Source organism: Rhizobium sp. BK512, from assembly GCF_014194915.1.
GTDB lineage: Bacteria > Pseudomonadota > Alphaproteobacteria > Rhizobiales > Rhizobiaceae > Rhizobium.
Window position 1 is genome coordinate 561,708 of record NZ_JACIAS010000002.1, and the last position, 24,685, is coordinate 586,392.

The 24,685-nt window shown below is 61.1% G+C and carries 23 protein-coding genes, 1 tRNA gene, 1 pseudogene and 1 riboswitch; of the genes and pseudogenes, 15 read left to right on the forward strand and 10 right to left on the reverse strand.

Annotated elements, in window-relative coordinates:
* Window positions 1–73 precede the first annotated feature (73 nt).
* Window positions 74–3,460: a DUF3971 domain-containing protein gene (locus FHX06_RS08705; RefSeq protein WP_183878948.1), complete on the forward strand. Its 3,387-nt coding sequence runs from the start codon at window positions 74–76 to the stop codon at window positions 3,458–3,460.
* 126 nt (window positions 3,461–3,586) lie between these two features.
* Here FHX06_RS08705 and tyrS read toward each other — a convergent pair whose 3' ends face one another.
* On the reverse strand, window positions 3,587–4,843 hold the full coding sequence (gene tyrS / locus FHX06_RS08710; RefSeq protein ID WP_183878949.1) for a tyrosine--tRNA ligase: 1,257 nt from the start codon (window positions 4,841–4,843) through the stop codon (window positions 3,587–3,589).
* 120 nt (window positions 4,844–4,963) lie between these two features.
* On the opposite strand from tyrS, the gene FHX06_RS08715 reads away from it, so the two are divergent.
* Window positions 4,964–6,088, forward strand: a complete 1,125-nt coding sequence (locus FHX06_RS08715; RefSeq protein ID WP_183878950.1) for an anhydro-N-acetylmuramic acid kinase — start codon at window positions 4,964–4,966, stop codon at window positions 6,086–6,088.
* Window positions 6,085–6,612 carry a GNAT family N-acetyltransferase gene (locus FHX06_RS08720; protein WP_183878951.1) on the forward strand — a complete coding sequence of 176 codons (528 nt, stop codon included), beginning with the start codon at window positions 6,085–6,087 and terminating at the stop codon, window positions 6,610–6,612. Before FHX06_RS08715 ends, FHX06_RS08720 begins: the two co-directional genes overlap by 4 nt.
* Here the strand turns inward: FHX06_RS08720 and FHX06_RS08725 are convergent.
* The gene (locus tag FHX06_RS08725) at window positions 6,605–7,282 is read right to left on the reverse strand and encodes an alpha/beta hydrolase (RefSeq protein ID WP_025668882.1); all 678 of its coding nucleotides are present in this window, start codon (window positions 7,280–7,282) and stop codon (window positions 6,605–6,607) included. The genes FHX06_RS08720 and FHX06_RS08725 overlap by 8 nt on opposite strands.
* A 215-nt stretch (window positions 7,283–7,497) precedes the next feature.
* Between FHX06_RS08725 and FHX06_RS08730 the strand changes: the two genes are divergently transcribed.
* The 9 genes from FHX06_RS08730 to FHX06_RS08770 all read left to right on the forward strand — a co-directional run bounded on the left by FHX06_RS08730 (window position 7,498) and on the right by FHX06_RS08770 (window position 15,521).
* Window positions 7,498–8,664, forward strand: a complete 1,167-nt coding sequence (locus FHX06_RS08730) for a cysteine desulfurase family protein (RefSeq protein WP_112547718.1) — start codon at window positions 7,498–7,500, stop codon at window positions 8,662–8,664.
* Between the two features lie 144 nt (window positions 8,665–8,808).
* Window positions 8,809–10,278, forward strand: a complete 1,470-nt coding sequence (gene sufB / locus FHX06_RS08735) for a Fe-S cluster assembly protein SufB (protein ID WP_112547717.1) — start codon at window positions 8,809–8,811, stop codon at window positions 10,276–10,278.
* Window position 10,279: 1 nt separating this feature from the next.
* Window positions 10,280–10,531, forward strand: a complete 252-nt coding sequence (locus FHX06_RS08740; RefSeq protein WP_113148206.1) for a hypothetical protein — start codon at window positions 10,280–10,282, stop codon at window positions 10,529–10,531.
* 80 nt (window positions 10,532–10,611) lie between these two features.
* The gene (gene sufC / locus FHX06_RS08745) at window positions 10,612–11,367 is read left to right on the forward strand and encodes a Fe-S cluster assembly ATPase SufC (RefSeq protein ID WP_112547715.1); all 756 of its coding nucleotides are present in this window, start codon (window positions 10,612–10,614) and stop codon (window positions 11,365–11,367) included.
* A 23-nt stretch (window positions 11,368–11,390) separates the two neighbouring features.
* Complete coding sequence (gene sufD / locus FHX06_RS08750) at window positions 11,391–12,665, forward strand: Fe-S cluster assembly protein SufD (protein ID WP_183878952.1); 1,275 nt, start codon at window positions 11,391–11,393, stop codon at window positions 12,663–12,665.
* Window positions 12,666–12,677: 12 nt separating this feature from the next.
* Window positions 12,678–13,919 carry a cysteine desulfurase gene (locus tag FHX06_RS08755; RefSeq protein WP_112968179.1) on the forward strand — a complete coding sequence of 414 codons (1,242 nt, stop codon included), beginning with the start codon at window positions 12,678–12,680 and terminating at the stop codon, window positions 13,917–13,919.
* A 10-nt stretch (window positions 13,920–13,929) separates the two neighbouring features.
* Entirely contained in the window at window positions 13,930–14,304 is a 375-nt protein-coding gene (locus FHX06_RS08760; RefSeq protein ID WP_112547712.1) for an SUF system Fe-S cluster assembly protein, read from the forward strand.
* Between the two features lie 95 nt (window positions 14,305–14,399).
* Entirely contained in the window at window positions 14,400–14,795 is a 396-nt protein-coding gene (gene sufA / locus FHX06_RS08765; protein ID WP_112547711.1) for a Fe-S cluster assembly scaffold SufA, read from the forward strand.
* Between the two features lie 105 nt (window positions 14,796–14,900).
* Entirely contained in the window at window positions 14,901–15,521 is a 621-nt protein-coding gene (locus FHX06_RS08770) for a LysE family translocator (RefSeq protein ID WP_112547710.1), read from the forward strand.
* Window positions 15,522–15,535: 14 nt separating this feature from the next.
* On the opposite strand, the gene FHX06_RS08775 is transcribed toward FHX06_RS08770, so the two are convergent.
* On the reverse strand, window positions 15,536–15,841 hold the full coding sequence (locus tag FHX06_RS08775) for a flagellar basal body protein (protein WP_113117034.1): 306 nt from the start codon (window positions 15,839–15,841) through the stop codon (window positions 15,536–15,538).
* 120 nt (window positions 15,842–15,961) lie between these two features.
* The gene (locus FHX06_RS08780; RefSeq protein WP_113148210.1) at window positions 15,962–16,546 is read right to left on the reverse strand and encodes a TetR/AcrR family transcriptional regulator; all 585 of its coding nucleotides are present in this window, start codon (window positions 16,544–16,546) and stop codon (window positions 15,962–15,964) included.
* A 135-nt stretch (window positions 16,547–16,681) separates the two neighbouring features.
* Between FHX06_RS08780 and FHX06_RS08785 the strand changes: the two genes are divergently transcribed.
* Window positions 16,682–17,650, forward strand: coding sequence for an SDR family NAD(P)-dependent oxidoreductase (locus tag FHX06_RS08785; RefSeq protein ID WP_183878953.1), 969 nt, complete (start codon window positions 16,682–16,684; stop codon window positions 17,648–17,650).
* Between the two features lie 49 nt (window positions 17,651–17,699).
* On the opposite strand, the gene FHX06_RS08790 is transcribed toward FHX06_RS08785, so the two are convergent.
* The 5 genes from FHX06_RS08790 to gcvT form a co-directional block, all read right to left on the reverse strand.
* Window positions 17,700–17,775, reverse strand: a tRNA-Thr gene (locus FHX06_RS08790).
* A 295-nt stretch (window positions 17,776–18,070) separates the two neighbouring features.
* On the reverse strand, window positions 18,071–18,316 hold the full coding sequence (locus FHX06_RS08795) for a DUF982 domain-containing protein (protein WP_029869121.1): 246 nt from the start codon (window positions 18,314–18,316) through the stop codon (window positions 18,071–18,073).
* Between the two features lie 139 nt (window positions 18,317–18,455).
* Entirely contained in the window at window positions 18,456–21,320 is a 2,865-nt protein-coding gene (gene gcvP, locus FHX06_RS08800; RefSeq protein ID WP_183878954.1) for an aminomethyl-transferring glycine dehydrogenase, read from the reverse strand.
* Window positions 21,320–21,682 (reverse strand): glycine cleavage system protein GcvH, encoded by a 363-nt coding sequence (gene gcvH, locus FHX06_RS08805; RefSeq protein ID WP_029868842.1) that lies wholly within the window; start codon window positions 21,680–21,682, stop codon window positions 21,320–21,322. The genes gcvP and gcvH overlap by 1 nt, the downstream gene beginning before the upstream one ends.
* A gap of 24 nt (window positions 21,683–21,706) precedes the next feature.
* Complete coding sequence (gene gcvT, locus FHX06_RS08810; protein ID WP_113206243.1) at window positions 21,707–22,843, reverse strand: glycine cleavage system aminomethyltransferase GcvT; 1,137 nt, start codon at window positions 22,841–22,843, stop codon at window positions 21,707–21,709.
* Between the two features lie 155 nt (window positions 22,844–22,998).
* A riboswitch (glycine riboswitch) is annotated at window positions 22,999–23,091 on the reverse strand.
* Window positions 23,092–23,349: 258 nt separating this feature from the next.
* Between gcvT and FHX06_RS08815 the strand changes: the two are divergent.
* Window positions 23,350–23,825, forward strand: a pseudogene (locus FHX06_RS08815) (copper chaperone PCu(A)C); the annotation flags it as partial.
* A 76-nt stretch (window positions 23,826–23,901) separates the two neighbouring features.
* On the opposite strand, the gene FHX06_RS08820 reads toward FHX06_RS08815, so the two are convergent.
* A complete protein-coding gene (locus FHX06_RS08820) occupies window positions 23,902–24,165 on the reverse strand; it encodes a hypothetical protein (protein WP_029868839.1) in 264 nt (87 codons plus the stop codon).
* Between the two features lie 121 nt (window positions 24,166–24,286).
* Here FHX06_RS08820 and crcB point away from each other — a divergent pair, with 121 nt between their 5' ends.
* Window positions 24,287–24,664: a fluoride efflux transporter CrcB gene (gene crcB / locus FHX06_RS08825; RefSeq protein ID WP_183878955.1), complete on the forward strand. Its 378-nt coding sequence runs from the start codon at window positions 24,287–24,289 to the stop codon at window positions 24,662–24,664.
* Window positions 24,665–24,685: the final 21 nt, after the last annotated feature.

Here is a 24,685-nt window from a genome sequence, read left to right on the forward strand (position 1 = left end):
ACCGGTATATAGTGGACGAAACGGCGTCCCGCACAGAGTGATTCAAACCAAACTCAGGAGTTTCCCAAGGCGCATGTCAGCCATCCGCGGCGAAAAGGTCACGTTCCGAAAGAAGGACATCGTCGCCTTGCACAACCTGCCTTCAGCGCAGGTGCAGGATCCTCTTATCGTGCATTGCCCGCCGCCGCGCTCCCGCATGCGCGGCACGGCGAAGGCTACCGGCGGTTTCTGCGCAGTCATCCTGCTCATCCTGGCGGCGATCGTCTTTACCATCGAAAGCGGGATCATCGACGCGCCCCTGTCGCAGCAGGCGCAGTCGGCGCTGAACAGTGCGCTCGGGCCGCGATACCGCGCCGAAGTCGGCTCCACCGTCATCCGCTTCACCTCCGGCATGCGGCTGGCGCTCGAAGCGCGGGACGTCAACATGATCGACCAACAGAGCGGTCAGCATCTTTCGACCACAGCTTCCATGCGCATGGCGCTCGATCCGCTGCAACTCTTCCGCGGCCGCATCGCCATATCATCGGTCGAAGCGGACGATATCGCCCTCGACACCTCGCTGCTTCCATCCAGCGCCCCCATCAAGCTTGACGATCTGCGCGTCGATGCCATCCCGGCGGCAATGGAGACGATCTTTTCCCATCTCGACCTGTTCGAGAACTTCATCGAACGCGGGGCCACCGATTCCGTGCGCTTCTCCGGGATCGATATCAAGCTTGCGGATACAGCAAACGGGCCGCTTTCGCTCGTCGTCAACAATCTCGCCTTCGAACATGCCGGGCCGAACTCGCTGCAGCTGAGCGGCCAGATTTCCATCAACGGCGAGACGGCCGATCTCAATGTAATCACGGAGCAGGCGGGGGGGCATGCAACCCGGCTCATCGCCACATTATCACACGGTGACCTGACGCCGTTTACGCTGAAGCGCAATGAACAGGGCGAGATCCGCCAGGGGCTCAACACCTTCGGCGATCTTACCATTTCCGCGGTCAGGGCAGCCGACGGCGCCAAGCCGCTTCTCAATGCCGCTCTCAAGCTCGATCCGGGCCTTATCTATGTCGACGGCGATTCTCAGCAGCTGACGGATGGGCAAGTCAATCTGGCCTATGACTTCGACAAGCAGACATTGGAGATTGCCAAATCGCAGCTCCATCTCGGGCCGACAGTGCTGCCGATCAGCGGCGCGGTCATCGATCTCGACAAGCTCGATCCGAATGCCGGCAAGGGGTTCGGCATCGACGCGCTGATCAGCGGCGGCACGGCAGCACCCAATTCCGGCGAGCAGCCGCTGTCCTTCGATCTGCAGGCGACCGGACGCTATCTTGTCGCCGGCCGCGAATTCCAGTTCACGAATATGGTGGCTTCCTCGCCGCTTGGCTCCCTCTATGGGGCTCTGCATATCCGGCTGAACGAGAAATCACCGGAGATCAGCTTTGCCGGGCAATCGCAGCAGATGCAAACGACCGCGATCAAGCAGCTCTGGCCCTTCTGGATGGCGTCCAAAGCGCGGGTGTGGGTGCTGGCAAACCTCTTCGGCGGCCTGGTGACCGATGCCTCCATTTCCGTCTACATCCCGCCAGGGCGCCTGGACGAGGCGGCAGAAGGCCGTGGGCTGCGGCTCGACGAAAATCAGCTCCGCATCGCTTTCGACATCGACGGGACTCGCCTGAATGTCGCCGGCGAGATACCGCCGGTGCGCGATACCGCGGCGCATTTCGACCTGTCGGGCGGGCGGGCGACCATCTCCCTCAAGAGCGGCACTTCCTATTTTCCGTCGGGGCGTTCCGTGACGCTGCAGCCGAGCACCTTCGTGCTGCCATCGACCTACGACAAGCCATTGATGGCGGACGCCGACATTTCCGTCTCAGGTTCAGCGGATGCGGTCGGCGAGCTTCTGACCTACAAGCCGATCAAGGTATTGCAGCGCGCGGGCTTCGTGCCTGACGACCTCAAGGGCAATATCGACGCGCATGTGAAGGCGCATTTCGGACTTCTGTCCTCGCAGAACCCGCCGCCCCCCGAATGGCAGGCGCAGATGAAGCTCACCGATGTCGCACTTGCCAAGCCATTTTCGGGACGCATGATCACCGATCTTGACGGCACGCTCGATGCCGATCCGCAGCAGATAAAGGTCAAGGGCAACGCCGACATCGATGGCGTCTCCGCCGATATCGACATGCTGGAGCCCGTCGACAAATCTTCCGGCATCGAGCCGCAGCGCGTGATTTCGGCAACACTCAACGGCGACCAGCGCGACAGGCTGCTGCCTGGCCTGTCCAGCATTCTTGGCGGCAGCGTCAAACTGGTGCTGACACGGCTGGACGAAAACCGGCAGGACGTGCAGCTCGACCTCGGCAAAGCATCGCTCGATCTTCCCTGGATCGGCTGGTCGAAAGGTGTCGGTATTCCTGCCAATGCCGAATTCGAGGTTTCAGGCCCGCCTGACAATACGCAGGTCAAGAATTTCCGCCTGAAGGGCGATGGCTTCGGGGCGACCGGAGCACTCATGATCGGCAAGAGCGGCCTGATATCGGCAGATTTCGATAGTGTGAAGCTGTCTTCCGTCGATGATTTCGGGTTGTCGCTGAAGCGCAGCAAAGGCGGCTTCGATATTTCCATAGCCGGCGCCAGCGCCGATGCGCGACCGATCATCGCCAGGCTGAAATCGGATTCGGACAGTAGTGGCAGCGACGACACCAGCGTAAGCGTGCGGGCAAAGCTGCAGAACATCATCGGCTTCAACGACGAGAAGATCGGCAATTTCCAGGCACAGATCGCCCTGAGCGGCAGCCGGCTGCAATCGCTGAATTTCTCCGGCATCACCGATAGCGGCGAGGCGGTCGTCAGCCGGATGCAGGGTGGGGGCGTCATCAATATCACCAGCGGCGATGCCGGCTCAGTGTCACGCTTTGCTGATCTTTACCAGCATATGCAGGGCGGGCTTCTCAACCTGGCTATCCGCCTCAGCGCAGGCAGCGGCTGGGATGGATCGGTCGACGTGCGCCGCTTCTCGATCGTCAACGAACAACGCCTGCGGTCTATCGTCTCCACACCGGTCGGATCGGACCAGCGCAGTCTCAGCGAAGCCGTGAAGCGGGATATCGATACCTCCTCGCAGCGCTTCCAGCGTGGCTTTGCCCGTGTCGTCTCACGCGGGGGGACGATCTCCATCGAAAACGGCGTGCTGCGCGGTGATCAGATCGGCGCCACGTTCCAGGGAATGGTGCGCGACCGGAAGGGCAATATGGACATGACCGGCACTTTCATGCCGGCTTACGGTCTCAACCGGCTTTTCGCCGAATTGCCGCTGATCGGCGTCATCCTCGGCAATGGTTCGGACCGCGGCCTGATCGGCATCACCTTCAAGCTGACCGGAAAATTCGATCAGCCGAACCTGCAGATCAATCCGCTCTCGGTGATCGCGCCCGGCGTCTTCCGTCAGATCTTCGAATTCCAGTAATCCGCTGGGGACCAGCGCTGCCTGATAGTGTCATGACGGAGAAAATCTACCCGCCGTCATGCTGACAGGCGGCAAAGAAAAAGCCGGCGCGACGGCCGGCTTTTCTTTTCGTATCGCTTGCGCGGCTCAGGCCGCGCGGCGGATCAGGATGTGCTTCTTCTTGCCGAGCGACAACTTGATGACGCCATCTGCGGTGATCTCGCCGCTGCCGATCATCTTGCGTTCGTCGCTGACGGCCTGGTCATTGATGCGCACGGCGCCGCCCTGGACGTGACGGCGGGCTTCGCCGTTCGACGCGGCAAGACCGGCGCGGACGATCAGCGACAGAAGGCCGATGCCGGCATCGAGTTCGGAGGCGGGAACCTCGACCGATGGCAGGTTGTCGGAGAGGCCGCCTTCCTCGAAAGTCTTGCGGGCCGTCTCGGCAGCCTGTTCGGCGGCTTCACGGCCGTGCAGGATCGCAGTGACCTCGGTCGCCAGGATCTTCTTCACCTCGTTGATCTCGGAACCGGCGAGTGCCGAGAGGCGGGCAATCTCATCCATCGGCAGCGTGGTGTAGAGCTTCAGGAAGCGCGAGACATCAGCGTCTTCCGTATTGCGCCAGTACTGCCAGAAATCGTAGGCCGAGAGCATGTCGGCATTCAGCCAGACGGCACCCGTGGCCGACTTGCCCATCTTGGCACCGGAGGAGGTCGTCAGCAGCGGCGAGGTCAATGCGTAGAGCTGTTTCGTCCCCATGCGGTGACCGAGGTCGATGCCGTTGACGATGTTGCCCCACTGGTCCGAACCGCCCATCTGCAGGCGGCAATCATAGCGCTTGGCAAGCTCGACGAAATCGTAGGCCTGGAGGATCATGTAGTTGAATTCCAGAAAGGAAAGCGACTGTTCGCGGTCGAGGCGCGTCTTGACGCTGTCGAAGGACAGCATGCGGTTGACCGAGAAATGCTTGCCGACATCGCGCAGGAACTCAAGGTAGTTCAGCGAACGCAGCCATTCGGCATTGTTGATCATCAGCGCGTCCTTGGGGCCGTCGCCGTAATTGAGGTAGTTCGAGAAGACGCGATTGATGGAAGCGATATTGCCTTCGATCGTATCGACGGTCATCAGCTGGCGGGCCTCCTCCTTGAAGGAGGGGTCGCCGACCATGCCCGTGCCGCCGCCCATCAGCGAGATGGCGCGGTGACCGGTCTTCTGCATCCAGTGCAGCATCATGATCTGGATCAGCGATCCGGCATGCAGGCTGGGCGCGGTCGGATCGAAGCCGATATAGGCCGTCACGGTTTCCTTGGCGAAAAGATCGTCGAGGCCGCTTTCATCGGAAATCTGATGAATGAAGCCGCGCTCTTGCAGCGTGCGGAGGAAATCGGACTTGAACTCGGGCATGGGCTTCGTCTCTTGAACGTCGAACGGGAATGGGATTGACGCTTGTTGAACCGTCGCGGCGCGTTTAGCACTGTTTTTCCAAAAGTGCATCCGGGAATCGCATGAAAGGCGCGCGGCGCAATGGATATCGTCAGGACTGCGGTCGGCTTGATGAGCGGCACCTCGATGGACGGCATCGATGTGGCACTGCTCCGGACAGACGGACGAGGCTTCATCGAGCGCGGTCCGTTTCTGGGCGTGGCCTATGACGGCGGCTTTCGCGAGGAGCTGAAGCGGGCGCTTGATCTGGCGCGCCCGCTGACCGATCGCAGCGCGCGGCCGGACGAGCTGCGCAAGATCGAGGTCGAACTGACCCTGCGTCACGCAAATGCCGTTACGGCATTTCTAGAGAAGTTCGGCCTCGTCAGGGGCGATATCGACGTGCTGGGCTTCCACGGCCAGACCGTGCTGCACCGGCCCGATGATGCGCTGACCATCCAGATCGGCGATGGTGCGCTTCTGGCCGAACGATCCGGCATTCCCGTCGTCCATGACATGCGCGCCAACGACATGGTGCATGGCGGGCAGGGCGCGCCGCTGGTGCCTGCTTACCACGCGGCGCTCGCCGGCCGCTTCCAGAAGGATGGACAGGCCGTCTGCTTCGTCAATATCGGTGGAATTTCAAACCTCACCTATATCGGCGCGGAGGGGCGCATCGCTGCCTTCGACAGCGGCCCCGGCAATACGCTGATCGACCAGTGGGTGGAGATGCACACGGGCAGGACTTACGATCCGGGCGGCGAGATCGCGAGGCGCGGGCAGGTGGTGCCTGACCTCGCCGCGCGCTACCTCGGTAGCCCGTTTTTCAGCGGCAATATCCGCCGCTCGCTTGATCGCGGCGATTTCAAGCCACTGGCGCACGGTGAAGCGACCCTCGAGGATGGCGCGCGCACGTTGGCGCATGTCGCTGCGGGCTCGATCATCAAATCGGCCGGTTATCTGCCTGACAGACCGTCAGTCTACATCGTTTGCGGTGGCGGACGGCTGAATGGCACGATCATGGCTGAGTTCGCCGACATGGCCGGCAAGAACGGCTCTCGTGTCATGAGTGCCGAAGAGGCCGGTTTCGATGGGGATGCCATGGAGGCAGAAGCCTGGGCCTATCTCGCCGTCCGCTCGCTGGAGGGCCTGCCGCTGACCTATCCCGGCACCACAGGTGTCAGCCAGCCGGTGAGCGGCGGCGTGCTGTCGGAGCCCGAAAGATGAGCGGCGACGTTATTTTCCGAACGCCGCGCCTTGTCGCCCGGATGTGGGAAAACGGCGATGCTGATCTGATCCAGGACCTGCATTCGACGATCGAGACGACGCGCTACATGTCTGGAGCGGCCCCGTGGTCACGTGAAAAATGCGAGGAGCGGCTGCGATCCTATTTTGCCGAGCAAGCGCGCGACGGCACGACAAAATACAAGATCGTCAGCCGCGAGGACGGCCGCTTCATCGGGCGAGCCGGTATTTCGCTCTTTCATACCGGCGAACATGAAATGGGCTATGCGTTTTACGCCGGCGAATGGGGCAAGGGATATGCGAGCGAAATCGCAGCGGGGCTCGCGGACTGGTTCTTCGCCGAAGGCATCGCGCCGCATTTCGTGGCCTTCACCCACCCGGACAATCTCGTCTCGCAGCACATATTGAAAAAGATCGGCATGCGGGAGCGCGGGCCGATCTTTATCGAAGGTGTCAAGGGCGTAGAATTCGAGATGACGGCCGCCATGCGGCAAGCCGTTACCTGATGCGCTTGGCGGCCGGTTCCGGCACGAGTTCGCCATTCAGGCGGCGGTCGAGGTAATCCTCGCATTCGGCCATAAGCGTATCAACCTGGCCGTTGAAGAAGTGGTTGGCGCCCGGCACCGTGCGGTGGGTGATCAAAATACCCTTCTGGGTCTTCAGCTTCTCGACGAGACCATTGACGTCCTTTTCAGGTGCCACCTTGTCCGCCTCGCCATTGATGATCAAGCCGGAGGAGGGGCAGGGTGCCAGGAACGAGAAGTCGTAGGTGTTCGGCTGCGGCGCGATCGACATGAAACCTTCGATTTCCGGGCGGCGCATCAGAAGCTGCATGCCGATCCAGGAGCCGAAGGAATAACCGGCAACCCAACAGGTCTTCGAATCGGGATGCAGGCTCTGCACCCAGTCGAGAGCGGAGGCGGCATCCGAAAGCTCGCCCGCACCGTGGTCGAATTCGCCCTGGCTGCGGCCGATTCCCCGGAAATTGAAGCGCAGTGTCGTAAAGCCGCGCTTCTGGAACATGTAGAAGAGCTGGTAGACGATCTGGTTGTTCATCGTGCCACCAAACTGCGGGTGCGGGTGCAGAATGACGGCGATCGGTGCGCTTTTTTCCTTGGAGGGCTGGTAGCGGCCTTCAAGACGGCCGGCTGGGCCGTTGAAAATAACTTCGGGCATCGGTACTCCGGTTTTATTTCGCGTTCACGCTACGTTTGGCGACAACATGACTTGACGACGGTTGTCAGCTTTTCTAAAACGCAGTTTAGAACAATTCGAAACTTGCATGGCGATCCACGCAGCGTGGAACGTGTCATACGGCAAGCCCGGCGGAAATTTCAAGAAAAATGCACCGCCGCGCCCGAGCAAGCTCGTCAAGCGCAGGACCGAAGACAATGGCGCCGCCACGCCTTTATCTCGATTGGAACGCAACATCGCCGATGCACCCTGCTGCGCGTGACGCGGTCATGCGCGCCGTGGATGTCTTCGGCAATCCCAATTCCGTGCACGGCGAAGGCCGTGCTGCGCGTGCAGCCATCGAGGGCGCACGCCGCAAGATCGCGCTTTTGTCAGGCACTGATTCCGCCAATGTGATCTTTACGAGCGGTGCAACCGAAGCCGCCAATATGGTCCTGACGCCGGAATTCAGCATGGGCCGCACGCCGCTGAAACTCGGCCGTCTCTATCATTCGGCCGTCGAGCATCTGGCCGTGCGCGAAGGCGGACGCTTCCCGAAAGAAAAAACGACGGAAATTCCGGTCACCGACGCCGGCATCGTCGATCTGAAGGCGCTGGCCGCTCTTCTCGACGCTCACGACAAGGCGAGCGGCCTGCCGATGGTGGCGATCATGTTCGTCAACAACGAGACGGGCATTGTCCAGCCGGTCGAGGAGGCGGGCAGGATCGTGCGCGCCCATGGCGGGCTCTTCGTCGTCGATGCCGTTCAGGCGGCCGGCCGTCTGCCGATAGAGATCGAACGGATCGGCGCGGATTTCATGATCATATCCTCCCACAAGATCGGCGGCCCGAAGGGTGCCGGCGCACTGATTGCCCGCGGCGAGGCGCTGATGCCGAAGGCGCTGATCCGTGGTGGCGGGCAGGAGAAGGGTCACCGCTCGGGGACACAGAATTCACTGGCGCTGATCGGCTTTGGCGCCGCTGCAGACGCCGCCCTGCAGAACCTTGAGGAACGGAATGCGGCAATTGCAGCGTTACGAGACCGGCTGGAAGCCGGCATGCGTGCTGCCGCGCCCGATGTCATCATCCACGGCGCGGACGGTCCGCGCGTTGCCAACACGATCTTCTTCACGCTTCCTTCCATGAAGGCAGAGACCGGCCAGATCGCCTTCGATCTCGAAGGGGTGGCGCTTTCGGCGGGGTCTGCCTGCTCCTCCGGCAGGGTCGGCGAAAGCCATGTGCTAACGGCGATGGGCCGCGATCCGAAGCTCGGGGCCTTGCGCATATCGCTCGGCTTTTCGACGACGGAAGACGACGTGGATCGGGCGATTGTGGCCTTTGCGAAAATTGCCTCCCGGCGAAAGCTGGCGGGCGAGGCAGCCTGAACGCCTCATAATCTTGCGGAAACGCAAATTTCTACTTGCCATCAGGGCTGAAAAGTCCCTTTTGGCCACTTACATCAGGGGCAAAGAAAAATAGCCCCACTGACAAGCTGCCGGACCTTTTCTCCGGCGAGATTGGAGAGTGACATGCCTGCTGTCCAGGAAACAGTCGATCGCGTCCGCCAGATCGACGTGGACCAGTACAAATACGGCTTCGAAACCGTCATCGAAATGGATAAGGCACCCAAGGGCCTTTCCGAAGACATCATCCGGTTGATCTCCTCCAAGAAGCAGGAGCCGGAATGGATGCTCGAATGGCGTCTCGAAGCCTACAAGCGCTGGCTGACGATGGAAGAGCCCACCTGGGCGCGCGTCGACTATCCGAAGATCGATTTCAACGCGATCCACTACTACGCGGCGCCGAAGAGCACGCCAGGCCCGAAGTCGCTGGACGAAGTCGATCCTGAAATTCTCAAGGTCTATGAGAAGCTCGGCATTCCGCTGAAGGAACAGGAGATCCTCGCCGGCGTCGAGAGGCCGAAGATCGCCGTCGATGCTGTGTTCGATTCCGTCTCGGTCGTGACGACCTTCAAGGAAGAGCTGAAGAAGGCCGGCGTGATCTTCATGTCGATCTCGGAAGCCATCCGCGAGCATCCGGATCTCGTGCAGAAATATCTCGGCTCCGTCGTTCCGACGACCGACAACTATTATGCGACGCTGAACTCGGCTGTCTTCACCGACGGTTCCTTCGTCTTTGTGCCGAAGGGCGTGCGTTGCCCGATGGAGCTTTCCACCTACTTCCGCATCAACGAGAAGAACACCGGCCAGTTCGAGCGCACGCTGATCATTGCCGAGGAAGGCGCCTACGTCTCCTACCTCGAGGGCTGCACAGCACCGCAGCGCGATGAAAACCAGCTGCATGCCGCCGTGGTCGAGCTCGTCGCCCTCGATGATGCCGAGATCAAATATTCGACCGTCCAGAACTGGTATCCGGGCGACAAGGACGGCAAGGGCGGCATCTACAACTTCGTCACCAAGCGCGGCGATTGCCGCGGCGACCGCTCGAAGATTTCCTGGACGCAGGTCGAAACCGGCTCTGCCATCACCTGGAAATATCCGTCCTGCATTCTGCGCGGCGATGACTCCCGAGGCGAGTTCTACTCGATCGCCGTTTCCAACGGCCATCAGCAGATCGACAGCGGCACCAAGATGATCCATCTCGGCAAGAACACGTCGAGCCGCATCGTCTCCAAGGGCATTGCTGCCGGCGTTTCGCAGAACACCTATCGCGGCCAGGTTTCGGCTCACCGCAAGGCATCGAACGCCCGCAACTTCACGCAGTGCGACTCGCTCTTGATCGGCGACAAGTGCGGTGCTCATACGGTGCCCTATATCGAGGCCAAGAACTCGACGGCACAGTTCGAGCATGAGGCAACCACCTCGAAGATCTCCGAAGACCAGCTGTTCTACTGCCTGCAGCGTGGCATTCCGACCGAAGCGGCGATCGCGCTGATCGTCAACGGCTTCGTCAAGGAAGTCCTGCAGGAACTGCCGATGGAATTCGCCGTCGAGGCACAGAAGCTGATCAGCATCTCGCTGGAAGGCTCGGTCGGCTGACATGAGCGAGGCGGACAAGAAGCGAATTCTTGAACGCCTGACGAATATGCGCGGGGAGATCCTGTCGAAGATAGGCCCCCGCGAGCAAAGATACGAGACGGAAAGGCCGCCGGGGCGACCCTATGTGTTTCTCCGGCAGCGCATGGAAAAAATGGCAAAACCGGGAGGGATGATTGCGGATAGCCCGGATCTTGAGGGGCTTTCGCTCGTAACGGCCGCCATTTTCCGTGTCATTCGTTTCTTTTGGCGGTAGCGCCGTGCACAACATGTCAATGCCCTTAGAAATTACGCGAGGCTCCGATGAGCTACGCAGACAAAACGCAGGAACCAAAGATGCTTGAAATCAAGAACCTTCATGCCCGCATCGCCGAAGACGGCACCGAGATCATCCGTGGCCTGAACCTGACCGTGAAGGCTGGCGAAGTTGCCGCCATCATGGGCCCGAACGGCTCCGGCAAGTCGACGCTCTCCTATGTGCTGTCCGGTCGTGAAGATTATGAAGTGACCGAGGGCGACATCCTTTATAATGGCGAGAGCATTCTCGAGCTCGATCCGGCCGAGCGTGCGGCCAAGGGCATCTTCCTCGCTTTCCAATACCCGGTCGAAATCCCCGGTGTCGCCACCATGCAGTTCCTGAAGGTTGCGATGAACGAGCAGCGCAAGGCGCGCGGCGAAGACGAGCTGACGACGCCCGATTTCATGCGCCGCGTCAAGGACGCTGCCGCCAAGCTGCAGATCAACACCGACATGCTGAAGCGCCCGCTGAACGTCGGCTTCTCCGGCGGTGAAAAGAAGCGCGCCGAGATCCTGCAGATGGCGCTGCTCGAGCCGCAGCTGTGCGTGCTCGACGAAACCGATTCCGGCCTCGACATCGACGCGCTGAAGATCGTTGCCGACGGCGTCAACGCGCTGCGTTCGCCCGACCGTGCCGTTATCGTCATCACCCACTACCAGCGCCTGCTCGATTACATCGTGCCCGACACGGTCCACGTCCTCTACAAGGGCCAGGTCATCAAGTCCGGCGACAAGACGCTGGCTCATGAGCTGGAAGCCAACGGTTACGCCGATATCATCGGCGCCGCAGCCTGAGCGTGGCGGAAAGGACGACGTCCATGAATATGCAAACGACGAGCCGCCTGACCGCGGCCGAATCGGCGCTGATCGAAGCCTTCAACGAGAAGATCGGCGAATTGCCGGGCAATGGCGCTGTCACCGCGCTGCGTGACCGGCTGCTCGACGACCTGAAGAAGCAAGGCCTGCCGACGCGCCGTATCGAGGCCTGGCACTATACCGACCTCAAGAATCTCTTGCGCAATGTTCCGGTCCAGGCGGGTGACGCCGGTTCGGAAGCGCTGGAGCCGCTGGTCGAAGGGTCTCCGGTTCTGTCCGTCATCCAGGGCAAGGCAGCCAACAAGGCTTCGGCTGGCGATGTCCAGGTTTTTCCCTATTCCGAAAAACTGATCGACGGTTCTGCCGCTGCAGGCCTTGATGCGCTCGGCAATGACGACGCGGTCGGCCGTATCAATGGCAGCTTCGTCAAGGACGGCTATGTCGTCGAAGTGCCCGAGGGCACCGAGCTTGAAGAGCCGCTGGAAATCCAGTTCATCCATGCTGGCGGCGACGTTCATACCCGCCTGCCGGTTGCCTTTGGCGCGAATGTGAAGGGTGTCGTCATCGAGCGTCACCAGTCGGTGACCGACAATGCCGCGCTTGTGTCGCATGTCAGCGAGATCGCGGTCGGGCAGGGCACGGAGCTGACCTGGATCATCCTGCAGCAGCAGGGCGCCGAGGATACGCATCTTGGCCAGATCCGCGTCGATCTCGGCCCTGACGCAAAGCTGAAGCTCTTCGTCATCAATGCCGGCGGCAAGCTTGTGCGCCAGGAGCTGAACATCAAGGTGAGCGGCGAGGGCGCCGATCTGACGCTGCGCGGCATCAACCTGCTCGGCGGCGAGACGCATACCGATGTGACGATGGTTCTCGGCCACAACGTGCCGCATACCGGCTCGACGGAAGTCATCCGCAACGTCGTTTTCGACCGCGCCAAGGGTGTCTTCCAGGGCATGATCCGGGTTGCACCCGATGCCCAGAAGACCGATGCCAAGATGGCCTGCAACACGCTGCTGATGTCCGATGATGCAGAGTTCTCGGTCAAGCCCGAGCTCGAAATCTTCGCCGACGACGTTCAGTGCGGCCACGGCGCGACGGTTGCCGATATCGACCACAACCATCTCTACTACCTGATGGCTCGCGGCATCCCGGAGAACAAGGCGCGCGCCATGCTCGTCAACGCCTTCGTTGCCGAGATTGTCGAGGAACTGGAAGACGAAGCCCTGGTCGAGGCGCTGGAAGGCGTCATCTCGGCCTGGCTGGAAAAGCACGCCTGATCGGAAAACGCCATGGACAAGATCGTACCGGCAACCGCCTATGATGTCGAAGCCATCCGCAGGGATTTCCCGATCCTTGCGGAGAAGGTGCATGGCAAGCCGCTGGTCTATCTGGACAACGGCGCTTCCGCCCAGAAGCCGCAGGCGGTGATCGACGCGATCTCGCATGCCTACAGCCATGAATATGCCAATGTGCATCGCGGCCTGCATTACCTTTCCAATGCGGCGACGGAAGCCTATGAAGCGGCGCGCGAAAAGGTTCGCCGCTTCCTGAATGCGCCTTCTGTAGACGATATCGTCTTCACCAAAAACTCGACCGAGGCGATCAATACCGTCGCCTACGGCTGGGGCATGCCCAAGATCGGCGAGGGTGACGAGATCGTGCTGACGATCATGGAGCACCACTCCAATATCGTGCCCTGGCATTTCATTCGGGAGAGGCAGGGCGCCAAGCTCGTCTGGGTGCCTGTCGATGATGAGGGCGCCTTCCATATCGAGGATTTCGAGAAGAGCCTGACCGACAAGACCAAGCTCGTCGCGATCACCCATATGTCGAATGCGCTCGGCACCATCGTCCCGGTCAAGGAAGTCTGCCGCATCGCCCATGAGCGTGGCATTCCGGTGCTGATCGACGGTTCGCAGGGTGCTGTGCATCTGCCCGTCGACGTGCAGGATATCGATTGCGACTGGTATGTCATGACCGGCCACAAGCTCTATGGCCCCTCCGGCATTGGCGTGCTCTATGGAAAGAAGGACCGGCTGAAGGAGATGCGGCCGTTCCAGGGTGGCGGCGAGATGATCTTCGAAGTCAGCGAAGACATCGTCACCTACAACGATCCGCCGCATCGCTTCGAAGCCGGCACCCCGCCGATCGTGCAGGCGATCGGGCTCGGCTATGCGCTCGACTACATGGACAAGATCGGCCGCGAGAATATCGCCGCCCATGAGGCTGATTTGACGGCCTATGCGGAAGAGCGGCTGAAGGCGGTCAATTCGCTGCGCGTCTTCGGCAATGCGCCTGGCAAGGGCGCGATCTTCTCCTTCGAGCTTGCAGGCATCCACGCCCATGACGTCTCGATGGTAATCGACCGACAGGGTGTTGCCGTGCGCGCGGGCACGCATTGCGCCATGCCGCTCTTGAAACGCTTCGGCGTGACCTCCACATGCCGTGCATCCTTCGGCATGTATAATACCCGCGCCGAAGTGGATGCGCTGGCCGATGCGCTCGACTATGCGCGCAAGTTCTTTGCTTGAGGAAGAAGCCATGAGCCTGGATGAAGAAAAGATCGACGTGCGCGAGGGCATCGTGCATTCCAGCATTCCGGAAGCGGAACTGGCGCGGCTCAGCGAGGACGTGATCGGCGCTCTCAAGACCGTCTACGACCCGGAAATTCCCGCAGACATCTTTGAGCTCGGCCTCGTCTACAAGATCGATATCGAAGATGACCGCATGGTGAAGATCATGATGACGCTGACGGCTCCGGGCTGCCCGGTTGCCGGCGAAATGCCGGGCTGGGTGGAAAATGCCGTGGGCGCAGTCGAAGGTGTTTCGGGCGTCGAGGTTTCCATGACCTTCGATCCACCGTGGACGCCGGACCGCATGTCTGAAGAAGCGCAGGTCGCGGTTGGCTGGTACTGATACGGTACCGTGGTATTGATCGCTTAAGGTGCTCGCCTTACATTGATTCATGAAGCGCCGGATCTTGACCCCGGTCGTGGAAGGAGATTTGGCCCATGGGCTTTGCAGTAATGAGCATGACGACAGCCGCCGCGGACCGCGTGAAGGCGATCGTCGAAAATGGCGGGCCGGATGCCAAAGGCATTCGCGTCGGCATCAAGAAGGGTGGCTGCGCCGGGATGGAATATACCATCGACATGGTGACAGAACCCAATGCCAAGGACGACCTGATCGAGCGCGACGGCGCCCGGGTCTGGATCGAGCCTTCGGCCGTTCTCTACCTGCTCGGCACCGAACTCGGCTTTGAAACGACCACGCTGCGCTCCGGCTTCATCTTTACCAATCCAAATCAGACCTCGGCCTGCGGATGTGGTGAATCTGTCGAGCTGAAGCCCGCCGATCTCGCAGCCCTTGCCGCGCGCGGCGATGCCGTGGTTCCGGCTCAGCATTAACAGTTTTCCATTGAAATTGCCTGATGGCCGCCATAATTGGCGGCCTTTTGATTTTGACGAGCCTGTCCGAGATCGACAAGCGACCAAGAAGAAACGAAGCGGACAATGCTCCTCCTGTTCCTCAAGGGCGCCCTCCTGGGTGTTATCATCACTGCGCCGCTCGGGCCGATCGGAACGCTCTGCATCAACCGCAGCCTCGAGAAGGGGTTCTGGTATGGCTTTTCCGGCGGACTAGGGACCGCGCTCGGGGATGCAAGCTATGCGCTGGTCGCTGTCGCCGGGATTGCCGTTTTCTCCGAAACCATGTCGATGGCCACCATGCCGCTGGCGCTTGGGGGTGGCCTGATGCTGCTCTGGCTCGGCTGGCGCGGGCTGAAAAACAAGGGAAAGATCAAGGCGGCAAAGATCAATGCGGCCGATTTCCTGCACACGACCATCTCGACCTTCCTGCTGACCATTTCCAATCCGGCAACGATCCTCTCGTTCGGCGCACTGTTTGCCGGCCTCGGCCTGACGGAGGAGACGCGCCGGTTCAGTTCGGCAATGATCGTCTCGGGCGTCTTCATGGGATCGCTGCTCTGGTGGTTCTGCCTGAGCGGCGCCGTCAGCCTCGCCAGGGACCGGCTGTCGACCGATTTCACGGCCAAGGTCGGCCGAGCGACAAGCTACATGCTGATCGCCTTCGGCGCGGTGGCGCTCGGTTCGGTGGCTTATTCGATCGTATAGAGCAGGAGAGCGCGTTAATCGCGCTTGATGCTCATCAGCACGTCCCAGAGATCGGCGCCGGTTTCGAAGACCGCGGCATTGGCCTTGTAGCTCTGTTCGGTTTCGACGAGGTCGGTCAGTTCGGTGGCGAAATCCACGTCCTGGTCGGTCGCGGTGACGCTTGCCTGAACACCCGTCGGTTCAACAGACTGGAAGCTCGTGTCCAGCCGGCCGTAGCCCGGCGTGCTCGCATTGGCGACATTGTTGGCGATCGCGCCTGCGCGCTTCGTCTGCGCCAGCATTCCCGAGAGAGCCGTATGCGTGATTGCAGAAATGCTCATCGACCGTTTCCCTGTTCCGGACACCAGCGTTGTATCGGCAAGGATTTAGGGAATGCTGAACGGCTTCGGTTAGCGAAAGGCGAGGGTGATTGAACGGTTGTGCCGGAATGGCACGCGGCCTTAGCGATTGGCCCTCATGCCCGCGATCAGGATATCGATGAGCTGGCGGGCCGCTTGCCTCCAGGCCGGGCCGCAGCTGATGCTTGCACCACCGGCAAGTGCCCGAAGAAGGTCGAGCGGGTCCATGGTGAGGCGGATCTCGCCGGCCTCAGTGGCGCGGTCGATCAGCAGATTGACGGCATCGGTGATCGGGGTAACGGAATCGGCATAGAGCTGCGACGTACCTCCAACAAGTGAATCCAGCAGTTCGGACATGCCGTGTTTGGTCACCACATAGTCGACGAACTGCACCAGCCACAGGCGAAGCGCTTCGACCGGCGGATGCGTTTCGGACAAGCTCCCGGCCGCAGCCGCAAGCTGGGCAGTCTCGTTGCGATAGACGGCGGAAATCAGCGCATCGCGCGTCGGGAAATGGCGATAGAGTGTACCAATGCCAACGCCGGCTAGGCGGGCGATTTCCTCCAGGCTGGCGCTGGAGCCCTTATCGGCGAAGACGGTCTTTGCCGTTTCCATCAACAGCAGGCGATTGCGTTCGGCATCCGCACGCGGCTTTCGGACGGCAGGCCCGTCACTTTTTCCGGCCATTTTTCGAGACGTCCCCTTGATAAACGGAGGGTCCCTCCGTATTTATCTGGAGGCATCCTCCTTTTATTCCATCAGAGGCCGGCGGGCAATGGTCCACCAGCCCGGAGCGGTGCGTCCATGATCAAGGAGATAATCATGAGTGGACTTTTTGGCACGACATCGACCACCGACGAGGTGCTTTCCGGCGTCGATCTCAAGGGCAAGCGTGTTTTCGTGACAGGTGTTTCGGCCGGTCTCGGTGTGGAAACCGCGCGCGTGCTGGCAGCCCATGGAGCACAAGTCGTTGGTACGGCACGCGATCTCGCAAAGGCAAGGGTGGCAACGGAGGTCGTGCGCGCCGGTGCAGCCGATGGAGGCGGCCTTGAGATCGTCGAGCTCGATCTTGCTTCTCTGGCAAGCGTACGAGCCTGCGCCGATGCGCTCATTGCGGATGGGCGGCCCTTCGACGTTGTCATTGCCAATGCCGGTGTCATGGCCGCTCCCTTCGGCCGCACGGCAGACGGTTTCGAAACACAGTTCGGCACCAATCATCTCGGTCATTTCGTGCTGGTCAACCGCATCGCGCCGCTCGTCAAATCCGGTGGCCGCGTGGTGATCGTCGCATCCTCAGGCCATCGCATGGCACCTTTCAGCCTCGACGACCTCAATTTCGAGAGCAAGACCTATGAGCCCTGGGCGGCCTATGCCCAGTCGAAAACCGCAAATATCCTCTTCGCGGTGGAGCTCGACCGGCGCCTCGGGGAGCGCGGCATCCGCGCAACGGCATTGCATCCCGGCGGCATCCAGACTGAGCTCGGCCGTCATCTCGACCCCGGCATGATCGAAGGCATGCTGGCGCAGATCAATGCGGCACTTGCTGCCGAGGGCAAGTCGGGCTTCGAGTGGAAGACAATACCGCAGGGTGCAGCGACTTCCGTGTGGGCCGGTTTCGTCGCCCCGGCAGACGCGATCGGCGGCAAATATTGCGAGAATTGCCACGTCTCGCACGTGACGGACGCGGAGATCAGCCCGATTTCCGAGGGCGTACGCTCCTATGCGCTCGATCCCGAAACGGCGAAGGCATTGTGGGCCAGGAGTGAAGAAATGGTTGGCGAGCGCTTCTAGGCAGCAAACCCACGCTTCGCCAACGACAGAGAGCAGGGGGCCGGGAGACTGGTGCCCCTGCCGAGGAATTGAACCTGGATCGGCTGCAAACCAGACAGCTGCTCTGACGTTGAGCTACGAGGGGCGTGGTGTCTTTATGCCAGAAACGACGTCCGCAGGCGAACGGAGCTTCAACAGACGGTTAGGCAGTAAGGTTAACCTGCCGCAGATGGCGGATACAGGAGAAGGGCGCCCGGTACAGGGGCAGGCAGCCCTTCTCCCAGCTGGTCGTTAAAGCATCCAGCATGAATGATTACGCAGAGAATCGAAAATGGTTCACCGGTGCGGACAAAAGTCCCGAAAAAGTCTCAACGCCCTCATCGCCGGGAAAGCAGAGCCGCGCATCGTCCAATCTCGCGGCTCTTTGCCAATCGCCGCTGCTCAGGCCTTGATGTCGAGGCCAGCTTCGACTGCGGCGGCGATGAAAGCCTTGCGCGCATCCTCGCCGGTGCGCTTGCCCTTGATGACATCGGCGCAGATCAGCAGCGCCTGATCCAGTGCGGCACCATCTTCCGTCGGCCAGTCCTCGATCATCGCCCAGGAGGCCGCCTGGGTATTGGCGATGGTCTCATATTGGCCGGGCTCTTCGAGGGCGACGAGCACGGGCTTCGACCAGGGCGCCTGCATTCTTGCTTCGCTTTGATCCTGAGACATGGTGTGAATTTCCTTCGCGCATTTCCATCAGAATTAGGAAAGCCCCTCCCATGATGGAAGGGGCTTTGATCGCTCGGCCCTTCACTTGCGCTTCGGGCAGCTGGCTTGGCCGCTACTCGGCTGCCTCTGCGTAGGCCTCGACGGGCGGGCAGGTGCAGATCAGGTTGCGGTCGCCGAAGACGTTATCGACGCGGTTGACCGGCGACCAGTACTTGTCGACGCGGAAGGCACCGGGGGGGAAGCAGGCCTGTTCGCGCGAATAGGGGCGATCCCATTCGCCGACGAGGTCTTCCACCGTATGCGGGGCGTTCTTCAGCGGGTTGTTCTGCTTGTCCGAACGGCCTTCCTCGATATCGCGGGCTTCCTGACGGATCGCCAGCATCGCTTCGCAGAAACGGTCGAGTTCGGCCTTGGTTTCGGACTCGGTCGGCTCGATCATCAGCGTGCCGGCAACCGGCCAACTCATGGTCGGCGCATGGAAGCCGCAATCGATCAGGCGCTTGGCGACGTCGTCGACGGTCACGCCGCAGCTATCGACCAGCGGACGCGTGTCGATGATGCATTCATGCGCCACACGGCCGGCAGCCGACTTGTAGAGCACGTCGTAAGCGCCCTTCAGGCGGGCAGCGATATAGTTGGCGTTCAGGATCGCCACCTTCGTTGCCTGCGTCAGGCCTTCGCCTCCCATCATCAGGCAGTAGCTCCAGGAGATCGGCAGGATGGACGCCGAGCCAAAGGCCGCTGCGGAAACCGCACCCGAACGACCGTCCGTTTCAGGATGGCCGGGCAGGTGAGGCGCCAGATGCGACTTGACGCCGATCGGGCCCATGCCGGGACCGCCGCCGCCATGCGGGATGCAGAAGGTCTTGTGCAGGTTGAGGTGCGAGACGTCGGAGCCGATGTCACCAGGACGGGACAAGCCGACCATGGCGTTCATGTTGGCGCCGTCGAGATAGACCTGGCCGCCGTGCTGATGCACGAGATCGCAGATTTCCTTGACGGTTTCCTCGAACACGCCATGCGTCGAGGGGTAGGTGATCATGCAGCAGGAAAGGTTTGCCGCATGTTCTTCTGCCTTGGCGCGGAAATCGTCGAGATCGATATCGCCGTTTTCACGTACCTTGACGACCACGACCTTCATGCCGACCATCTGGGCCGAGGCCGGGTTGGTGCCATGCGCCGAGGTCGGGATGAGGCAGACGTCGCGGTGACCCTGGCCGTTGGCAATGTGGTAATTGCGGATGGTCAGCAGGCCCGCATATTCGCCCTGCGCGCCGGAATTCGGCTGCATGGAGAATGCGTCATAGCCAGTGACGGCGCAGAGCTTTTCCGTCAGGTCATCGATCATTTCGCGGTAGCCGAGCGCCTGATCGGCCGGCACGAAAGGATGGATGTCGGAAAATTCCGGCCAGGTGATCGGCAGCATTTCCGCCGTGGCGTTCAGCTTCATCGTGCAGGAGCCGAGCGGGATCATCGAGCGGTCGAGCGCCAGATCGCGGTCGGAGAGCCGGCGGATGTAGCGGGTCATTTCGCTTTCGGCGCGGTTCATGTGGAAGATCGGATGCGTCAGGTATTCGCTGGTGCGCAAGAGATCCTTCGGCAGGCGATAGGACGGCTCGAAATCGGCGATCTGGAAATTGCCGCCGAAGGCGCGCCAGACGGCTTCGAGCGTTGCCGGGCGGGTGCGCTCGTCGAGCGACATGCCGATCTTCGTCTGACCGACCTTGCGCAGGTTGACACCTTCGGCGACGGCTGCGCGCAGGATGAGACCCTGCATATGTCCGACATCGACGGTGATCGTGTCGAAGAAGGTGTCCGGCTCGACCTTATAGCCGAGCTTTTCCAGGCCCTTGGCCATCAGCACGGCCTTCTGGTGGACCTGCTGGGCGATCGCCTTGATGCCCTTCGGACCGTGGAAGACGGCGTACATGGAGGCCATGACGGCGAGCAGAACCTGCGCGGTGCAGATGTTCGACGTCGCCTTCTCGCGGCGGATATGCTGTTCGCGCGTCTGCAGCGACAGGCGATAGGCGCGGTTGCCGCGGGCATCGACGGAAACGCCGACGAGACGGCCGGGCATGGAGCGCTTGATGGCATCCTTGACCGACATGTAGGCCGCGTGCGGACCACCGTAGCCGACCGGAACGCCGAAACGCTGCGAGGAACCGATGGCGATGTCGGCGCCCATTTCGCCCGGCGATTTCAGAAGCGTCAGCGACAGAATATCGGCGGCAACGACGGCGATCGCGCCCGTCTGGTGCAGGCGGGAGATCAGGCCGGTGAAATCGCGCACATGGCCGTGCGTGCCCGGATACTGGAAGATCGCGCCGAAGACATCGACCGGATCGAGGTCCTTGAAGGGGTCGCCGACGACAACAGACCAGCCAAGCGGCTCGGCACGGGTCTTGATCAGCTCGATCGTCTGCGGATGGCAGTCGGCATCGACGAAGAAGGCCTTGGCCTTCGACTTGGAGACGCGCTCTGCCATCGCCATGCCTTCGGCAGCGGCGGTGGCTTCATCGAGCAGCGAGGCGTTGGCGACGTCGAGGCCGGTCAGGTCGCAGATCATCGTCTGGTAGTTCAGGAGCGCTTCGAGGCGTCCTTGAGAGATTTCCGGCTGGTAGGGCGTGTAGGCCGTGTACCAGGCAGGGTTTTCCAGGATGTTGCGCTGGATGACCGGCGGCGTGATCGTGCCGTAGTAGCCCTGGCCGATCAGCGAGGTCAGAACCTTGTTCTTGTTGGCGGTTTCGCGCAGCTTGTCGAGCGCCTCGCGCTCCGTCATCGGCGCGCCCCAGAGGAGCGGCGCCTTCTGGCGGATGGCGGGCGGCACGGTTGCGTCGATCAGCGCATCGAGGCTCTTGTAGCCGATGACGCCGAGCATATCCGACATTTCAGACGGCGAGGGGCCGATATGACGACGGTTTGCGAAGTCATAGGGCTGATAGTCGGTGAACTGGAATTCGGTAGGCGTCGTCATTACGCAGTCAGCTCCTTGTAGGCTGCTTCGTCGAGCAGGCCATCGGCATCGGAGAGGTTCTTGAGCTTGAGCTTGAAGAACCAGCCAGCACCCTGCGGATCGGAATTGACGAGCGACGGATCGGCAACGATAGCCGGATTGACTTCGACGATCTCGCCATCGAGCGGGCAGTAGACATCCGAAGCCGCCTTGACGGATTCGACGGTCGCGGCATTGCCATCCTTGGAGAAGGTGGCGCCGACCTCAGGCAGTTCCACAAAAACGAGGTCACCGAGCTGCTCGACAGCGTAAGTGGTGATGCCGACGGTCGCGACATCGCCTTCGAGCTTCAGCCATTCATGTTCCTGGGTAAATTTCAGCATGGAAAAATCCTCTCGCAATAAGGGTCAGCGTTTGTAGGTCGGCGTGATGAAGGGAAGGGCGGAAACGGTGATGGGCAGATATTTGCCGCGCACTTCCGCGTAGATCTGCGTGCCCGGTGCCGTGTGGGAAACCGGCACATAGCCCATGGCGACGGGGCCTTCGACGGAAGGGCCGAAACCACCCGAGGTGACTTCGCCGATCTCAGCCTTGCCTTCGGCATCGGCATAGAGCTTGGCATGGCCGCGCACCGGCGCCTTGCCCTCCGGCTTCAGGCCGACGCGCTTGCGGGAAACGCCCTTGTCCAGTTCGCCGAGGATACGCTCGGCACCCGGGAAACCGCCGGCGCGGGCGCCACCGGTGCGGCGGGCCTTCTGCATGCCCCATTCGATGGCCGCTTCGACCGGCGACGTGGTCGTGTCGATATCGTTGCCATAGAGGCAGAGGCCGGCTTCAAGGCGCAGCGAGTCACGGGCGCCGAGGCCGATCGGCTCGACATCGGGATGCTCGAGCAACCGGTTGGTGACATCCACGGCCTTGTCGGCGGGAATGGAGATTTCAAAGCCGTCCTCGCCGGAATAGCCAGAACGCGAGACGAGACAGGAAACGTCGTGCAGACGGCAGTGGCGCACGTCCATGAATTTCATGGCGGCGACATCGGCCCAGAGTTCGGCAAGTGCTTCGACGGCGCGCGGGCCTTGCAGGGCGATCAGGGCGCGGTCGAGCACGGTGATGTCGCAGGTGTCAGACAGATGCTTCTGCAGATGCGCGACGTCCTCATCCTTGCAGGCAGCGTTGACGACGACGAAGAGATGGTCGTCGAGATGGGTGATCATCAGGTCGTCGAGGATGCCGCCATTCTCATCCGTGAAGAAACCGTAGCGCTGGCGTCCCTCGGCAAGGCCAAGAATATCGACCGGCACGAGGCTTTCGAGCGCGAGCGCCACGTCCTCGTACTTGCCGGACTTCGCCTTGATGATGACCTGGCCCATATGGGAGACATCGAAAAGACCGGCGGCGGTGCGGGTCTGCAAGTGTTCCTTCATCACGCCGGCCGGGTATTGCACCGGCATGTCATAGCCTGCGAAGGGCACCATGCGGGCGCCGAGCGACAGATGCAGCGCGTGAAGCGGGGTTTTCTTGAGGGCAGCAGTATCGTCCAAACGACGCCTCCGGGGTTTGCGCCGGAAATTCCGAGCGCGGGCTCAAAACTGAAGGCGCGGCTGCGCCTTGTCTCCTTGAGCCCCCTCTGTCCCTGTGCCTGAGATTGTTATCCCTTCGGCGGACGTTTCGAGAACGCCTCTCTCCAGAGTTCCGTCTGCCCCTTGTGGTCCTTTTGCCTGAGAGTTTCCGGGGCGGTTGCTCCTTCGGCACCGGCATCAGCGTACCGGCTTCTCCCAACAAGGTTGCGGCAATTATCCGGGGGTGACAGGCCTTGGCAAGCAAAATGTCGCGACCGCACAAATTTTTGTCGCGGCTTTGGAATGGCGATGGTGGCAGCGGCAAAAGGGCTTTTGCATTTGGCGGCGAAATTGGCTAACGGCAGCCGAGAGCATTTTCCTGATCAGATCGGAACACTCCGGTCAGGAAAGGCTCTGGAGCGAGGAGATATTCCATGAGCATTGTCAGGACATCGGCTTTTGCGGCACTTCTTTGCGCCTGCGGCTTTGCCGGATCGGCTATCGGTCAGGACCACCAGCACATGCAGGGCATGGACATGGGCAACATGGGCTCCATGAACATGTCATCGGATGCCGACACGGTGAAGGTCGGCGATCTTGAAGTTTCCGGCGGGTTTGCAAGGCCATGCTCCCCGGCCAGCCCGTTGGCGGCGGCGGCTTCACCGTGAAGAACAATGGTGCGACAGAGGACCGGCTCGTTTCTGTCACATCTCCCACGTCAGGCGAAGTGCAGATCCACGAAATGGCCATGCAGGATAATGTCATGAAGATGCGTCAGCTGAAGGATGGTATTGCCATACCGGCCGGCAAAACCGTGGAGCTTTCGCCCGGCAATCTGCATCTGATGTTCCAGAAGGTGAAGACGCCCTTCAAGCAGGGCGACAAGGTGCCCGTCACGCTGACCTTCGAGAAGGCTGGCAAGGTCGATCTGGTGCTGAACGTACTATCGGCCCAAGGCAAGTAAGATCGGGCAATCGATCCCGCAAAGAAAAAGCCCGCGACAGGGCGCGGGCTTTGCTCCTCCCAGCAATCTTTAAATCTCAGACGTCCTCGTAGGACTGCAGGGCCTGCTGCAAGCCGGCCTGCGGCTGGCGATAACCTTTCGTCATGAGATCGAGCGCGATTTCGGTATTCTGGATGATGTTGGTCACTTCCTCGGGATCTTCGCCGCTCTGATTGAGCTGGCGTTCCGCGATCTTCCGAGCCTCGCGCGCGGCCGTACCCGTTGCCACGCGCTGCGGGATCCGCAGGGATTCGAAGGCGACAGCCGCGGTATTCGCGGATATGGAAACGACCTGTGTCATGCGCCTGTCATACCTGTGCGATCTTCGCATTCGGCTTAAGAAAATCACTCACATTTTACCGGATGGTAAGAATTCCGCGGCCGCGATTGGAATCAGGGCGGAATCGCAATAAACCGGAGGCATGTTCCAGGCTCTGCTCGTCGCGGTCGGCGGCGCAATCGGTTCGCTTCTGCGCTATTATGTCGGCCTCGGCTCTCTGCGGCTCATGGGGCCGGGCTTCCCGTGGGGAACGCTCATCGTCAACGTCGTCGGCTGCTTCATTATCGGTGTCTTTGCCGAGATGACCATGCGCCGTTTCAATGCTTCGGTGGAACTGCGGCTGCTGCTGATCACCGGTTTTCTTGGCGGCTTTACCACCTTCTCCGCCTTCTCGCTGGATGCCATCACGCTCTTCGAGCGCGGCGAGGTCTTTGCCGGCGGCATCTATATCGCAGCAAGCGTCGGGCTCTCGATGGTGGCTGTCATGGCCGGCCTCGGTCTGATGCGCGCGCTCATCTGATTTCGATTCCGATTTCCGTTT

Excerpts from the sequence above, each read along its gene's own strand:
- FHX06_RS08705 (WP_183878948.1), top strand. The coding sequence starts at position 74 with ATGTCAGCCATCCGCGGCGAAAAGGTCACGTTCCGAAAGAAGGACATC.
- tyrS (WP_183878949.1), bottom strand. The coding sequence starts at position 4,843 with ATGCCCGAGTTCAAGTCCGATTTCCTCCGCACGCTGCAAGAGCGCGGC.
- FHX06_RS08715 (WP_183878950.1), top strand. The coding sequence starts at position 4,964 with ATGGATATCGTCAGGACTGCGGTCGGCTTGATGAGCGGCACCTCGATG.
- FHX06_RS08720 (WP_183878951.1), top strand. The coding sequence starts at position 6,085 with ATGAGCGGCGACGTTATTTTCCGAACGCCGCGCCTTGTCGCCCGGATG.
- FHX06_RS08725 (WP_025668882.1), bottom strand. The coding sequence starts at position 7,282 with ATGCCCGAAGTTATTTTCAACGGCCCAGCCGGCCGTCTTGAAGGCCGC.
- FHX06_RS08730 (WP_112547718.1), top strand. The coding sequence starts at position 7,498 with ATGGCGCCGCCACGCCTTTATCTCGATTGGAACGCAACATCGCCGATG.
- sufB (WP_112547717.1), top strand. The coding sequence starts at position 8,809 with ATGCCTGCTGTCCAGGAAACAGTCGATCGCGTCCGCCAGATCGACGTG.
- FHX06_RS08740 (WP_113148206.1), top strand. The coding sequence starts at position 10,280 with ATGAGCGAGGCGGACAAGAAGCGAATTCTTGAACGCCTGACGAATATG.
- sufC (WP_112547715.1), top strand. The coding sequence starts at position 10,612 with ATGCTTGAAATCAAGAACCTTCATGCCCGCATCGCCGAAGACGGCACC.
- sufD (WP_183878952.1), top strand. The coding sequence starts at position 11,391 with ATGAATATGCAAACGACGAGCCGCCTGACCGCGGCCGAATCGGCGCTG.
- FHX06_RS08755 (WP_112968179.1), top strand. The coding sequence starts at position 12,678 with ATGGACAAGATCGTACCGGCAACCGCCTATGATGTCGAAGCCATCCGC.
- FHX06_RS08760 (WP_112547712.1), top strand. The coding sequence starts at position 13,930 with ATGAGCCTGGATGAAGAAAAGATCGACGTGCGCGAGGGCATCGTGCAT.
- sufA (WP_112547711.1), top strand. The coding sequence starts at position 14,400 with ATGGGCTTTGCAGTAATGAGCATGACGACAGCCGCCGCGGACCGCGTG.
- FHX06_RS08770 (WP_112547710.1), top strand. The coding sequence starts at position 14,901 with ATGCTCCTCCTGTTCCTCAAGGGCGCCCTCCTGGGTGTTATCATCACT.
- FHX06_RS08775 (WP_113117034.1), bottom strand. The coding sequence starts at position 15,841 with ATGAGCATTTCTGCAATCACGCATACGGCTCTCTCGGGAATGCTGGCG.
- FHX06_RS08780 (WP_113148210.1), bottom strand. The coding sequence starts at position 16,546 with ATGGCCGGAAAAAGTGACGGGCCTGCCGTCCGAAAGCCGCGTGCGGAT.
- FHX06_RS08785 (WP_183878953.1), top strand. The coding sequence starts at position 16,682 with ATGAGTGGACTTTTTGGCACGACATCGACCACCGACGAGGTGCTTTCC.
- FHX06_RS08795 (WP_029869121.1), bottom strand. The coding sequence starts at position 18,316 with ATGCAGGCGCCCTGGTCGAAGCCCGTGCTCGTCGCCCTCGAAGAGCCC.
- gcvP (WP_183878954.1), bottom strand. The coding sequence starts at position 21,320 with ATGACGACGCCTACCGAATTCCAGTTCACCGACTATCAGCCCTATGAC.
- gcvH (WP_029868842.1), bottom strand. The coding sequence starts at position 21,682 with ATGCTGAAATTTACCCAGGAACATGAATGGCTGAAGCTCGAAGGCGAT.
- FHX06_RS08820 (WP_029868839.1), bottom strand. The coding sequence starts at position 24,165 with ATGACACAGGTCGTTTCCATATCCGCGAATACCGCGGCTGTCGCCTTC.
- crcB (WP_183878955.1), top strand. The coding sequence starts at position 24,287 with ATGTTCCAGGCTCTGCTCGTCGCGGTCGGCGGCGCAATCGGTTCGCTT.